Source organism: Pseudoalteromonas sp. S1609, assembly GCF_005887255.1.
Classification (GTDB): Bacteria; Pseudomonadota; Gammaproteobacteria; order Enterobacterales; family Alteromonadaceae; genus Pseudoalteromonas.
Genome location: NZ_PNDJ01000001.1, coordinates 82,524 through 96,253 on the forward strand (window position 1 = coordinate 82,524; position 13,730 = coordinate 96,253).

The window sequence follows — 13,730 nt, forward strand, 5'->3', positions numbered from 1 at the left end:
GTGCTTAACACCTTATTCGCAGCTGTTTGCTGAATTTTCAAGCAAAGCACACTTACTTTATATTGTGATCAAACGAGCCTACAGCACCTGGGAATACCACTGGTGATTCCACCCCCTGTTGATTCACGCTAGCCACCCCAAAATAGTAGTTATCAATAACCACATTTTTTAGGGTAAATTCACTGACATTATCAACCCATTGGCTATATTGCCATTGTGGCTCACTGGTGTAGCGCCAGTATATACGGTAGCCCGCTACATTTTCATCTTCTGTTGGCTGCCAAGTAAGAGTGGTACTGGCGCGTACAGCACCACTAATTCTCACTTCTTTTGGAGGCGCAGGAGCCCATGCCATTGACGCAAGACTAACCGCATTTAATGAAGTTAGCTTTGCGGCGTAATCAAAATCGACCCCATCAATGGTATCACCGTACACAACCCCATTTTCGGTGCGCAGGTCTTGATGTTGGCGGTCATAATGCTCGTTGGTTTCCATAATACGCACAGCCGCAAAGCCCGCATCATTAAACGGACGGTGATGCCCGCCTCGGGCAAAGCGGTCGAGCCTATATACCAGCATGGTATCTAAGTTTTCAATATATTTATCAGCAATGGTGTCTATGTAACGTGCTAAATTACGGCTCGCTGAGTCAACTTCGCCGCCGGTAAAACGACGAGTGCGGGCTTGTTCTTTAGTTTCAACGACGCGCGTGCCTTCAGAAAAAATGCGTGCAGTTGTGTTATCTGTTACGCCATTAATGCCGGTAATATTGCCAATCATGTCGTTATTTAAAACACCATGAACCTGCCAGTTATTTTTTTGTGCGTAAGCAGTTAAAATTTTACCACCAAATAAACCTTGCTCTTCACCTGAGAGTGCGGCGTATACCACTGAGCCATTAAACGTATATTGCGATAACACCCGTGCAGCTTCAATAACACCGGCCACCCCTGATGCATTATCGTTTGCTCCCGGTGAATCGCTAGTAAAGTCCATAACATCACTAACCCGCGAGTCTATATCTCCCGACATCATCACCATACGGTTAGGATCGGTATTACCGCGCTGAATCGCAATTATATTAACCACTTCTACAGGGTTAGGAATACGCTTTTCTCCCGAAATGGTTTGCTTTACTTCGAGTATTTCTAAACAGCCACCACACTGTGCAGAAATTGCTTCAAATTCTTTTTTTATCCAACGCCTTGCCGCGCCAATACCACGAGTATCCGATTTAGTTTCAGATAAAGTATGGCGAGTCCCAAAATCCACCAACGTTTGAATATCATCTCCAATACGCTGCGCTGAAATTTGCCCTGCAATATTATGCAATGATGCTTGTTGTGTGGTTTGTGCCGCCACACTATAAAATGATGCGCTACAAACAGATGCAACCGCACTATATTTAATAAGCCGAGTAACTAACTTTAAAGGTGAAATTGACATAGCAGTTTAATCCTCATTGTTGATGTTTTTAAAATGACAGCTCTGTAGTTATACAGCAATGCTTTTGAGATAGACGTTAAAAACCTCAGGTTAAATTACATTTAATTAACATTAGCTAGCTTGCTCGGCTTAGTTCATTTGCAACTAATAAGTACGCTAGTTTAATAAAAATAATCACTTATGCTGATTTGTACGTATACTAAAGAGATAAACACGATTAATCAGCTATCATTTTATATACCCTGTTTAAAATAATAAGGTGCTGTAAAAATATGAAGAAACACGAAGAATTACCTGAGGATCATGTTGATCCCCTTATGCAGTATTTACATCATGCGATTCGCTTTGCTATTAAAATATTAGCGGTACTCATGGTGTTGGTTATTTTTTGGAGTATTGCTGATGTAGTATATGTTTTATATATGCGGTTGAGCTCTCCCCCTTACTTTTTATTAAACATTGAAGACATTCTGCAAACTTTTGGTGCTTTTATGGTGGTGCTTATAGCAGTAGAAATATTTACCAACATTCGTTTATATTTAGGATCAAGCTCACTGCCGGTTGAACTGGTTATTGCCACCGCACTAATGGCTGTGGCACGTAAAATTATTGTTTTAGATTTAAAATTAGTGACCTCAGAGCAAATTGTTGGCCTTGCATTGGTAACAATAGCCTTAGGTATATCTTACTGGCTGGTAAAAAATAAAACCGGTCACACAAAACTTTAAAGCGTTAACTCAACTTAAGATAACACTTAAACATCTCATTCCCACTGCGCCTTTGTATTTTACAATGGTATAGTGGGACATCTCTATAAATACTTAATAAGCTTCTAATATGTATCGATTATTTGAACGGATGACTAAACCGTTTCCGGAGCGTTCTCCATCTCAGCCTCCTAATACCTTATTTGCCTTTTGCCGCCATTACACCAAAGGCATGGAACTGTCGTTAGTGCTTATGTCGCTCAGTGCCGCATTATTAGCTATTTTAGAAGTGTCTTTATTTAGTTACATGGGGCAACTGGTTGACTGGCTAGGTGAGTACACCCCTGAAGAGCTGTTTTCACAGCAACAATCCGAATTAATAAAGATGGGGTTAATGCTCTTGGTCGTGATGCCCATGATAGTCTTTTTCAGGTCCGCTATTTTACATCAAGCACTGTTGGGTAACTATCCGATGTCGATACGTTGGTTAGCGCACCGTTATTTATTACGCCAAAGTGTTAGCTTTTATCAAAATGAGTTTGCCGGAAGAATAGCCACTAAAGTACTGCAAACCTCATTGGCAGTGCGTGAGTCAGTCACTAAGTTACTTGATGTATTGATGTACATTGCCGTTTATTTTGGCTCAATGGTGTTTTTAGTAGCCGCCTCAGATTGGCGCTTGATGCTGCCGTTATTAGTGTGGTTAGCATTATATATTTGCGTGCAAATTTACTTTGTACCACGGTTAAAAAGCATTGCAAGCTCACAAGCTGACGCACGCTCAGAAATGACCGGCCGTATTGTTGATAGCTACACCAATATTTCAACCATTAAGCTGTTTTCTTATACCCAACGCGAAGAGCAATATGCTAAACAAAGCATGGATGTATTTTTACAGCCTGTATATAAACAAATGCGTTTGGTAACCAGCCTTAATGTGGTTATTCAAAGCTTGAACTATTTACTGGTATTTTCGGTGGCAGCGGTGTCTTTGTATTTATGGTCGTTAAGTGCCATTAGTGCGGGGGCTATTGCAGTAGCATTGAGTTTGTCGTTAAGGCTTAATGGCATGGCCCAATGGATCATGTGGGAAATTAGCAGCTTATTTGAAAACATTGGTACCGTAGCCGATGGCATGCGCACCCTTTCAAACCCGATTGCGGTTGATGACAAGCCAAAAGCCGATAGCTTAAAAGTAACTCAAGGGGCAATCGACTTTAACAATGTACACTTTAATTATGGTAAAGCCGCTAATGAAAATAACCGAGGTCCAGTAATTAACGGTTTAAACTTAAATATTAAACCGGGCGAAAAAATTGGCTTAGTGGGTCGCTCTGGCGCGGGTAAATCCACATTAGTTAACTTGTTGCTACGTTTTTACGATACAGACAGGGGTAGCATTAGTATTGACGGTCAAAATATAACCGATGTTAGCCAAGAAAGTCTGCGCCGTTATATTGCTATGGTTACCCAAGATACATCCCTACTACATCGCTCAGTAAAAGATAACATTTTATACGGCAGGCCCGATGCCACAGAAGCCGAAATGCTCGATGCGACCAAACAAGCCAAAGCGCTCGATTTTATAACCGATTTAGAAGACAGCAAAGGCAATAAAGGCTTTGATGCACAAGTGGGCGAACGAGGGGTAACCCTCTCGGGCGGGCAACGCCAGCGGATTGCTATTGCTCGGGTGTTACTCAAAAACGCGCCTATTCTTATACTTGATGAAGCTACCAGCGCTTTAGACTCAGAGGTAGAAGCGGCTATTCAAGCCAGCTTAGATGATTTAATGACAGGTAAAACAGTCATTGCTATTGCACACCGATTATCAACCATTGCACAAATGGACAGGCTTATTGTGCTTGATGAAGGTGGCGTTGTAGAGCAAGGCAGTCACGATGAATTAATTACCAAAGGCGGCATTTATGCTGCACTGTGGGCACATCAAACCGGCGGCTTTATTGGTATTGAATAAACGCTAATGTGTAAGGTGCTACTTAAGATGCCTTACACAATTAATTATGTTCTTATATCGATAAAATTTTAAATAATAATGCTGTATTGGTAACAGTATTATTAATTACGTATTGAGTGAATTGATCGGCTTGATTAATACAAAGTGCTCTTATAATATACGCTCCAAAATATAGATGGATTAAAAGTTTAAATTTATGGAAAAAGTTCTTACTCTACTTTTACTTAGCGCATCATTCAGTAGTTTTGCAGATACCCCTTATATTGGTGTTGACTACATGATGAGTGATATCGAAATAAGTAATGAAAACGCGACCCCTAAAGGTGCATTGATACGTGCTGGTATTAGTAACAATAACATGGCTTTTGAAGCGCATTACCTAGCATCAAACACAAGTGATAATATTTATAATACAGAGTTAAATTTAGACAAAAGCTTAGCCCTATATTTTGTTATGCAATCTGATGTAGTCAATGGCTTTGGTCTGGACGTTTCATTGGGTTATGCAAAAAATCAAGTTGTTGTGTCTAATCCTTCCACATCAATAAATGGTGATTATAAATATGATGGTTTTTCTTGGGGAGTCGCAATGCACCAGCAAATTCCTTATTTAGAAAACACTCAAATAAGACTTGGTTATCAATCCCTTTTCAAAGGTGATGATATTGAAATAACCGGTTATACCTTAGGCTTTGTTTATCACTTTTAGTTATGTATGAAAGGAAGCAATAGAAATATGATTAATACACACAGTTTTTTTAAATTATCTGTAACCGCATTATTTATTATCAGCGTTACGGGTTGCGGTTCTGAAAGTGATACAACGGACCTTGCAAAAGCAATACAGTTAGACAAACTTCGTTCTGAAGGCACCATTATAGAATCTGTTAAGATAGTTGGAGATCAACAACGCTTAAAGCCAGGTGAGACATTACAATTAAGTGCTACGGGTATAGATAGTAATGGTGACACGCGCGACATTACTAGTGAGTTAACCTGGGAGTCTAACGATCCGACTATTGCAACTGTAAATAGCAATGGTGTTGTAAATGCGGTTTCGAGTACTACAGCAAACCAAGGGGCTGTATCTATCACAGGAACTACCATCAATGATATCTCAGGTGAAGGTGAGGTTTCAGTAAGTGATGTCGCAGTCACTGAAATTAACTTAAAAACAGCCGCTTCTAACATTGATTACATTAATACATGTATACCTGCGCAATTATCAGCCGATCTTACCTATGCTGATGGATATACATCTTTAAATACCATTAGAGGTTTAAGTTTTGCTGTTGATAACGGCAGTACTGCAACAATCAACTCTGAAGGCTTATTGTTTACATCCGCTCCTGATGTTGAAGATACAACTATTACAGCTAAAATAGACAATGTTCTTGGTAAGCTGACAGTGAAAGCAGATCCTAAAAATTTAGAGTCTATCGATATTTTAGTTAATGATGAGCCAACTGAAGAGATCAATCTTAATATTGGCGATCGTATTCAAGTTAGTGCAATTGCCTCTTTGGTAGCTCAAGAAGCTAAGACTATTAATGACACTATTACTTGGTCGCAAGTAGGAACCCGTTATATTGGTATAACAGATGAAGGCGAAAACAAAGGAACGCTTGTTGCGCTCAAATCTGGTGAAACTCAATTAATTGGCAGCTGTGGCAACAAGCAGAAAATTATTACAGTAACAGTCGATGGTTCTGATGATTTAAATGATCTTCAAATAAATGATGGCAGTTCAGTATTAACTATGACCCCTCTTGGTTCAATTAATCTCACACTGACGGCTAATGGCAGTGATGAAACTTCAAGTGTGAATGTAACTGAATTTGCTGATTGGAGCATTAATGGAAGCAGTTTGGTAACTACAAAATTAATTAGCGCAGGTACAGAGAATGCGGTTTATAGATTAACCAGTAAAACGAATAGCGCTGGTAGTTTTATTGTTTCAGCGACCTACGATAATCAAGTAAGCAGCGTTCAGGTAAATATTGAATAAATAACCCTTCTATATTTGTGGATGCTATTTAAATTATTTAACTAGGGTCTGTTGGTCTTTTAAGATTAGATTTGTAGTAATCTGTTTGGCATTTAGGCAATAATGCTGCATCAATGCCAAACAGGCGCTGCCCATGAGCTCTTCCCTAGGGTGGATTTACTCTTTGTTGCCCACTGAATGTAGGTAAGGAGCGTTAGCAAGACGCGAAAACTTTGCTCGGACTTACTTATTCTTACATGGATGTAAGCCAGTAGAATAACGCATGAGCAGTTATCAACTGCTCACGAGGTTACAAACCTCGCGCCACGATTAAAAAGACCCTACATGCTGCTACTACCTATCAGACTAAAAGTTAGTAAAACTAATGCCCTACCCCTTGATATATATTAAAGTGTTACTTTTGTTTTTCATTAAGTAGCTCTCCATGTCTTTTTTAATTAAACATAAATACACCCTCTATGGGGTGCTCGCTATTTTACTTTGGAGCAGTTTAACTGCTTTTGTTCGTGATTTATCGGAGTTATTTAGCCCAATTGGCGGTGCTGCTTTGATTTATAGCGTCAGTGCGATTTTTTTAATGCTTGTCATGGGTGTACCAAAGCTAAACAATTATCCAAAGCGCTATTTAGTCTTTGGTGGCAGCTTATTTGTGATTTACGAAATGTGTTTGGCTTTATCGCTTGGCTTTGCAAATAGTCGCCAGCAAGCGTTGGAAATGGCGATTATTAACTACCTTTGGCCAGCGTTAACCATTTTATTATCGATTATTGTTAACCGCATTAAAGTAAGCGCATTAGTCTACCCCAGCATACTGATTGCGTTTTTAGGCGTTGCATGGTGCATTGCAGGTGATAGTGGTTTATCTGTGGAAGTATTAACCGCTAATATTAGTGACAATCCAGTAACCTACTCCATGGCATTTGCAGCGGCGTTTATTTGGGCTGTGTATTGCAGTGTAACGGTTAAACTTAGCGAGGGTAAAAATGCCATTAGTGTATTTTTTGCAGCCACGGCAATCTCTTTATGGATAAGTTACGGATTGAGTAATGAACCCAGCTTTGAGCTTAGCCTAGATTCTAGCTTTACCTTAGTATTAGCAGGCGTGTTTATTGGTGGAGGTTACGCACTATGGAACCAAGCAATCATTGGCGGTAACCTAGTGTTGTTAGGTACCTTGTCTTACTTTATTCCTGTGTTATCAACACTATTTGCCTCTATTTACTTATCAATATCGCTCACCAGCGTATTCTGGCAAGGCGTTGTGTTAGTTACATTAGGCTCATTAATGTGTTTTATTGTGACCCGAAAAATCAAGCTAACTCAATAAACCAAGGAATAATTGCACAGACCGAACTCCCCTCAGACGTGCATCGTATTTTAAAGTGATACCATGAATTAACTATAAGATTCGCTTTAAATAAAATGCCATTAAAGAATAAGTATTTAGTCATCTCTTCAAATAACTTTATATAAATCAACAAAACTCACCCGTCTAATAAGCCCTTGCTCACTAAAGACAATAGATACTGAGTTAAAAATATTATGAGTCTGCTTATATCTTTAAGTCTACAAGTGCTTCGCATTTAATGCGAGTTCATTGCCTCCAAAGCTTAACACCTAACAAACTAAAGTATTAATTTTAAAACTAAAAGTAAAACTTATTGATTGCACATGGAGAAAAATGATACAACCGCGTACCTCAATTGTGTACTACAGATTGAGATAATCATTATCAAAGGAAAGTTATGAAAATATATACATTTATTTTGGCCTTACCGCTATTAGGTATCACCGGCTTTGCAACTGCACATTCCCAGCAAGAACGAACGTTTAAACCGCAGCCTGCTATTGTAGAGCGCGTAATGCATCACGGCGTAAACCAATACAGTAATAGCAAGGCACCTGTGGCACAATCACAAAAAAAGCCGCAACAGCTACCTCAACAAACGCCAATACAGCAACATATTACAACGAAGAGAATGTTAAGTCAGGTAATGGCCGTTAGTTGTGACTTGAATGCCCTTGCTGTTGCAAATCCCATGACGGTTATTGACGAAGTAAAGCGCCAAGGTACACGGTGTATCAACGAGTTATTCGCTGCAACCGATCTTCAACCACAGATTTTTACCACCGATAATATGATTGCTGTAGCTAACCATGCTAACTCACTTTCACAAAGTTACACTGGTGGTGGCAATGAGCAGATCGAAGCTTTATTTTTATATTTGCGAACCGGCTTTTATGCAGAGTTTTATAATGACTCTATCGACTTTCCTGCATTGGTAACACCTAGCGTTGCAGATGCCATTGATGCCTTTGTAAACAATCAACATTTTTATGATAACAACGATGACCATGGTAAAACACTGTCAGAAGTCATTATTACAATGGATAGTGCTGAACAACAACATCGTTATCTTGAAGTTGTTAAGCAATGGCTAACGCGTTTTGATAAAAGTTATGCGAGCAGTTGGAATATGCGTAATGCAGTTAATGGAATTTTTACGTTGCTATATCGCGGGCAGTGGAATGGAGAATTTGTAACGTTAATAGCAAACGATAAAGCTTTAGCAATAAAATTAAGTGAGTTTACGCAAAAACAATGGTTAATTGGATCTGACGGAGAGTTTTTAATAGTAAATGCAGCAAGTGAGCTTGCGCGCCTTAAAAAATATTCTAAAGCAAGTATTCAACCTGATGTAGACGCAGGCTTAACTAATATTTTTAATACCTATCAAAGTTATGGCTATGGTGATGCCGTGTGGCTTGGCGCTGCAGACATTGTAAATTATTACACTGATTGCAGTAAGTTTGGTGTTTGTAATTTTGTAAATACACTCACTCAACAAGTACTTTCCCAGCAATATAATTGTAGCAACACCATAAAAATCCGTTCACAGGCGATGACAGCAGCTCAACACGCTGCAGCATGTGATGCAATGCAGGCTGAAGAAGGGTTATTTCATACTAAATTAGCCACAGAAAATATGCCTGTCGCGAATGATTATAACCGTTTTTTATACGTAAATATTTTTGATAGTAGTGACGACTATAGCAAGTATGCCAAAGCCATTTTTGGTATTAATACTAATAATGGCGGAATGTATTTAGAGGGCGATCCTTCTGATACTGATAACGAAGCCAACTTTGTAGCTTATGAAGCAAGCTATGCAAAAGCGGATCATTTTGTATGGAATTTAGAGCACGAATATGTTCATTACTTAGACGGTCGTTTTAACTTATATGGTAACTTCAACTCACCAACCGAAGACATTGTATGGTGGTCTGAGGGTGTCGCAGAATACATCGCGAATCAAAATGATAATGAAGCGGCAATAAATACCATTAAAAATGGACAGCGCTTTACCCTGCAGCAAATATTTGCCACTAACTACGATGGTTTTGATCAAGATAGAATTTATCGTTGGGGCTATTTAGGGGTACGCTTTATGTTTGAGCGCTACAAAGAACAACTCAACGCTATGCTCAAGGACACACGTCAAGGAAATTGGCGTGCGTACAAAAATAAAACCCAACATTGGGCTAATAACTATGAAAATGAATTTGTGCAATGGTGCGATCAGTTGGTATATGGTTCGCCGTTAAATATTGCACCGAGTGCCAATATAAATGGCCCATATTCGGGCCTAGAAAATACCCCTATTACGTTCTCAAGTGTTGGTAGTAACGATAGCGACGGAAATATCGTAAGTTATACTTGGCTCTTTGGCGACGGTATTAGCAGCACAGATGCCAATCCAATACATACTTACACGCAGTCAGGTCAATATACCGTATCATTAACCGTCACTGATAACGATGGCGACATTGATATGAAAACAATTATCGCAACCGTAACTGAAAATACTCAAGGCAATAAACAAACGCTCATAAATGGTCAACCCCTTTTTATTTCTCAAAAGCAAAACACCCAGTTACAGTTTAATTTTGACGTCCCTTTTGGCGCTAGCGAATTAACATTTAGTCTAAATGATGGCTCAGGGGATGCTGATTTATACGTCAGTTATAACTCAGAGCCAAGCTTATCTCGCTATGACTGTCGCCCATACCTTGAAGGAAATAACGAACAATGTATTTTCAATCCTGCCCACGTAGGAAACTATCATGTAATGGTAAACGGTTATAATAACTATGATAATGTAAAGCTCATTGCATCATATAAAGAAACGCGTAGTTCACTGCCTGATGCATGTGCAACGTCATCAGGGCAAAGTAAAGGCCGCCTTAACGATGGTGAAGTCATATGTTTAAGTAACAGTGGTCCAATGTGGTTTGCCATTGCAGATGTAAATAGTCAGTCAGGTATTTCAATAACATCAGCAAATGGTAGCGGTAATATTGACTTAAGTTACTCGAATAGTACTTGGCCAAATGGTAGTAACGAGATTGCAAACTCTGCCAATAGTGCGAATAACGAGTGTATTTTCATTCGTGATCAGGAGCAATTTTGGGGGTACCTAAAAGTCTCTGGAAACAGTGAGGGCGCAAGTCTAGTGGTTGACTTTAATAGTACTGGTTGCCGATAGTATAAATATTTTTTAAAGCGAAAAGCCGATTTGCTTTTCGCTTTAACCATTTAATTAGCTTGCTAATCGCAGTCCCAATAGCACTAACATCACAATGTTTGCAATCACACTTATTAAAAAGAAGTAACTACGCGGGCTGGGGTTTTTCTCGGTGGCGATTGCGTAATACAGTGCCATATGAATTAAGCGTGCAATCACATATACCCATATACATATTGCAAATACCGAGCTGTGGTAATTCATCACAAAAGCAAATAAAACCGTTCCTATAAATAGTGCACTGTTTTCTAAGGTGTTATGAAAAGTACGATGCGCTCTAAATATAAAGCTCCCATGAGATAGCTCTTTATCAATTTTACCTGGCACTGCACCAGGTTGTTTAGCCTTACTAAACGTCGCAACGGCCCACTGAACTAACATCATAATTAAGTATAGGTAAAATGCTACAAACGCAGAATGTGCAATATCGGTCATTGTTTTTTCCTTTGTGTTGTTATTAGAATAATAGTTAAAGCAACTATTAAGCCAAATTTAACCAACTGATATGCATATAAATTATTTTACAAAATATACATTTTTTGTAATAGATTCCTGCTTTATATAAAAATTACGGTGTTTATGTAATGTATATTAAACTTTGACATGATATTAATACTAATTACGTATTTTATAAATTTAACTTGAGCATTTATTCTAATTGTTGTTTTATAGATGTTACTAAAAATGGAACGGCGGAATTTTTATGAAAAATAAAATAACCAAATCTTTAGCTACGGCGGCATTATTGAACTTTATATCAGTACCTGCTTTTTCAGCTCAAGATCATATTGAAAATGCAGAAAGCTTGGTACAGCAAGCTCAATACAAAAACGTAGCAACTATTAAGCGTAATTTCGCAAAGCAAGTAGCGCTCAATTATTCAGTGTTGAATGCTGATTTAAAACAATCAGTAAATAAATATAACTTAGTCTTAAATGCTGATCAGTTATCAACAGTAGCACGGCATACACAACGTAATATAAGTCAGGCAAATAGTGCCTTACAACAGCTTAAAGGCTTACCTAACAATACAGGAAGCTTGTTACAAGTGCGTTTAGCTAGCGAAACCATGCTAACTGATTGGCAACAAGGTGAAAACCCTTTATTCGCATTTGCACCCGCTGGTGACGATAGCCAATGGAGCGAGATTGAAGCGTTCGATCAGTTTGGTAACATTCATTATTTAAGCGTAGACCAAATGCCAACTCAACCTGTTTTTATTGTCGAATTAGATCAGCAAAAAGTACAGGGTGCGGGTATTGCAGTAATGAAAGGAATTTTGTCAGCTAACAAATTCAGCAAAAACATGGTTAGCCCACAAAATCAATTAAATAATGATCAGCCATTACAAACTAGCGTGCTGAAAAAAATACATTTAGAGGATGATAAAGAACCTTGGATTTCAGGTAAAGCAGAAGTCTATGCCATCGTAACGGGGATCGATCCTAGCAGAGATGAACCAATATTAGATATTGTTGATTTACCTTATTTAGATCATGATAAAACCAATTACAGCCCTAATCAGGTTTTAATTCATTGGCAACGTTATCGTTGGCAAGCTGTCGATTTGCTTTTAATGGAGCAAGATGACAACACAAATTATAAAACCTTAGCAATGAAGTTATTAGAAATATCAGAGCAAGTAATGGCAAGCATCCCTGATTTACAAGCACAGGGCTATACTATTATTCCTAAACTCACTAATGAGTTACTTAAAGCAATGCCTGATGAATGGTTTACCAATAATGATGATTATGTCGATGTTTTTTACACACTGTTTGAAAACAAAGAGTATCAAGGTTACAAAGGCGCAAGTAGTAATGCCACCATTACCTTGTCACCTTTAGAGATAAATCCTCGTCAGTAAATAACGACTCGCCACTGTTTGGCTTGGTAACTAAACAGTGGTGAGTTAATCATTATTCCCGCAGTTTAAGCGTAATACATACAACGCCGTGATCGGTACTTAAATCGTCGCGCTCAAACTCAGGGTTAATTAAATGACGATCGTAAGTATGATAATTGCTTACTTCAAAAAAACTGTCGTCATAGCCAGAATCAAACTCACAAGACAGCAAAATATAATCAAGCACAGAGCTGCTCGCGCCAAAGTAATGTGTTGCTTTTCGTAGTGGTTTTAAACCTCGATTATCTTTATCGGTAATACCTTTTATTGGCTCATTAGGTACTTCATCAAGCTCGCAATCATCGTTTAACTTTGTAAATAACTGCCACGCATCGTTAAGACAATATTTTGCAAGGTAAGTTTTACTATCAAACGTAGGGGCAAAACGCAGTGTATTGGTTAGTAAATGGCTTAAAACGCCATCAGCTAGGTCGTTATTAAAATCTCCCATTAATATCATAGGCTGTTGCCTGGCCTCACGACGGCTTATCATTTCTATCATCAGCAATGTTGCTTCACTACCGCGCTGAATAGTTGAGCCCCAGCCACCCGCTACATTTGCTTTTAAAATTTCAATAATGTTTTTTTCAGCGGTTAGTTCTTTATTATTTTCATCAATCTCAATTGATGGCCGTTTAGATTTAAAATGCACCACATAGCAATCGGTATTACCGATATGCGGCAAATTTATTGTGGCTCTAAGAACTTTACGACTAAAGGCAAAATCTTCAGTTAAACCTAAAGTACTGGCAAGCTCATAGTCGTGTTTTACGCTCGCTACTTCAACAATGGGGTATTTTGCTGCTATTGCCACAACGGGGCGTTTATAAATAAAATCATCTATTACCTGTGGCTCATCCACCACAGCAAAGTGCGCATAACCTTGCTGCTTTACTAATTCTCTAAGCGACTCAATGCTAAACACTTCCTGAAAGCCAATTACATCGGGCTGATGCTCGGTTAAATAATCAATAATCCAGCGCTGTTTTTTTGCCCATTGCTCTGCGGTATATATCCGCTCAAACTCATAATAAGCATTAGGTGGTTCAAGATAATTAAACAGGTTAAATGTGGCTATTTTTAATGTTGAATTAGTTA

10 protein-coding genes are annotated in these 13,730 nt (G+C 38.6%); 7 read left to right on the forward strand and 3 right to left on the reverse strand.

Going from position 1 to position 13,730, the window contains the following annotated elements; genetic code table 11:
* Positions 1 to 52: 52 nt before the first annotated feature.
* The gene (locus CWB76_RS00365) at positions 53 to 1,447 is read right to left on the reverse strand and encodes a M28 family peptidase (protein ID WP_138604888.1); all 1,395 of its coding nucleotides are present in this window, start codon (positions 1,445 to 1,447) and stop codon (positions 53 to 55) included.
* Between the two features lie 272 nt (positions 1,448 to 1,719).
* Here CWB76_RS00365 and CWB76_RS00370 point away from each other — a divergent pair, with 272 nt between their 5' ends.
* The 6 genes from CWB76_RS00370 to CWB76_RS00395 all read left to right on the forward strand — a co-directional run bounded on the left by CWB76_RS00370 (position 1,720) and on the right by CWB76_RS00395 (position 10,687).
* Positions 1,720 to 2,175: a phosphate-starvation-inducible PsiE family protein gene (locus CWB76_RS00370; protein WP_138604889.1), complete on the forward strand. Its 456-nt coding sequence runs from the start codon at positions 1,720 to 1,722 to the stop codon at positions 2,173 to 2,175.
* Positions 2,176 to 2,284: 109 nt separating this feature from the next.
* Positions 2,285 to 4,132: an ABC transporter ATP-binding protein gene (locus CWB76_RS00375; RefSeq protein ID WP_138604890.1), complete on the forward strand. Its 1,848-nt coding sequence runs from the start codon at positions 2,285 to 2,287 to the stop codon at positions 4,130 to 4,132.
* Between the two features lie 196 nt (positions 4,133 to 4,328).
* Positions 4,329 to 4,841: a putative outer membrane beta-barrel protein gene (locus CWB76_RS00380; protein ID WP_138604891.1), complete on the forward strand. Its 513-nt coding sequence runs from the start codon at positions 4,329 to 4,331 to the stop codon at positions 4,839 to 4,841.
* 27 nt (positions 4,842 to 4,868) lie between these two features.
* Positions 4,869 to 6,140: an Ig-like domain-containing protein gene (locus CWB76_RS00385; RefSeq protein ID WP_171039580.1), complete on the forward strand. Its 1,272-nt coding sequence runs from the start codon at positions 4,869 to 4,871 to the stop codon at positions 6,138 to 6,140.
* 424 nt (positions 6,141 to 6,564) lie between these two features.
* Positions 6,565 to 7,467 carry an aromatic amino acid DMT transporter YddG gene (gene yddG / locus CWB76_RS00390; protein ID WP_138604893.1) on the forward strand — a complete coding sequence of 301 codons (903 nt, stop codon included), beginning with the start codon at positions 6,565 to 6,567 and terminating at the stop codon, positions 7,465 to 7,467.
* 418 nt (positions 7,468 to 7,885) lie between these two features.
* Positions 7,886 to 10,687, forward strand: a complete 2,802-nt coding sequence (locus CWB76_RS00395; protein ID WP_138604894.1) for a collagenase — start codon at positions 7,886 to 7,888, stop codon at positions 10,685 to 10,687.
* Between the two features lie 54 nt (positions 10,688 to 10,741).
* Here the strand turns inward: CWB76_RS00395 and CWB76_RS00400 are convergent, their stop codons facing one another.
* Positions 10,742 to 11,161 (reverse strand): MAPEG family protein, encoded by a 420-nt coding sequence (locus CWB76_RS00400; RefSeq protein ID WP_138604895.1) that lies wholly within the window; start codon positions 11,159 to 11,161, stop codon positions 10,742 to 10,744.
* Positions 11,162 to 11,429: 268 nt separating this feature from the next.
* Here CWB76_RS00400 and CWB76_RS00405 point away from each other — a divergent pair, with 268 nt between their 5' ends.
* Positions 11,430 to 12,593 carry a DUF3103 family protein gene (locus CWB76_RS00405; protein WP_138604896.1) on the forward strand — a complete coding sequence of 388 codons (1,164 nt, stop codon included), beginning with the start codon at positions 11,430 to 11,432 and terminating at the stop codon, positions 12,591 to 12,593.
* A 52-nt stretch (positions 12,594 to 12,645) separates the two neighbouring features.
* Here the strand turns inward: CWB76_RS00405 and CWB76_RS00410 are convergent, their stop codons facing one another.
* Complete coding sequence (locus tag CWB76_RS00410; protein WP_138604924.1) at positions 12,646 to 13,695, reverse strand: endonuclease/exonuclease/phosphatase family protein; 1,050 nt, start codon at positions 13,693 to 13,695, stop codon at positions 12,646 to 12,648.
* Between the last annotated feature and the right edge of the window lie 35 nt (positions 13,696 to 13,730).

What these genes read in the sequence shown, in the direction of transcription:
- CWB76_RS00365 (WP_138604888.1), bottom strand. Translation starts at nt 1,447, where the DNA reads ATGTCAATTTCACCTTTAAAGTTAGTTACTCGGCTTATTAAATATAGT.
- CWB76_RS00370 (WP_138604889.1), top strand. Translation starts at nt 1,720, where the DNA reads ATGAAGAAACACGAAGAATTACCTGAGGATCATGTTGATCCCCTTATG.
- CWB76_RS00375 (WP_138604890.1), top strand. Translation starts at nt 2,285, where the DNA reads ATGTATCGATTATTTGAACGGATGACTAAACCGTTTCCGGAGCGTTCT.
- CWB76_RS00380 (WP_138604891.1), top strand. Translation starts at nt 4,329, where the DNA reads ATGGAAAAAGTTCTTACTCTACTTTTACTTAGCGCATCATTCAGTAGT.
- CWB76_RS00385 (WP_171039580.1), top strand. Translation starts at nt 4,869, where the DNA reads ATGATTAATACACACAGTTTTTTTAAATTATCTGTAACCGCATTATTT.
- yddG (WP_138604893.1), top strand. Translation starts at nt 6,565, where the DNA reads ATGTCTTTTTTAATTAAACATAAATACACCCTCTATGGGGTGCTCGCT.
- CWB76_RS00395 (WP_138604894.1), top strand. Translation starts at nt 7,886, where the DNA reads ATGAAAATATATACATTTATTTTGGCCTTACCGCTATTAGGTATCACC.
- CWB76_RS00400 (WP_138604895.1), bottom strand. Translation starts at nt 11,161, where the DNA reads ATGACCGATATTGCACATTCTGCGTTTGTAGCATTTTACCTATACTTA.
- CWB76_RS00405 (WP_138604896.1), top strand. Translation starts at nt 11,430, where the DNA reads ATGAAAAATAAAATAACCAAATCTTTAGCTACGGCGGCATTATTGAAC.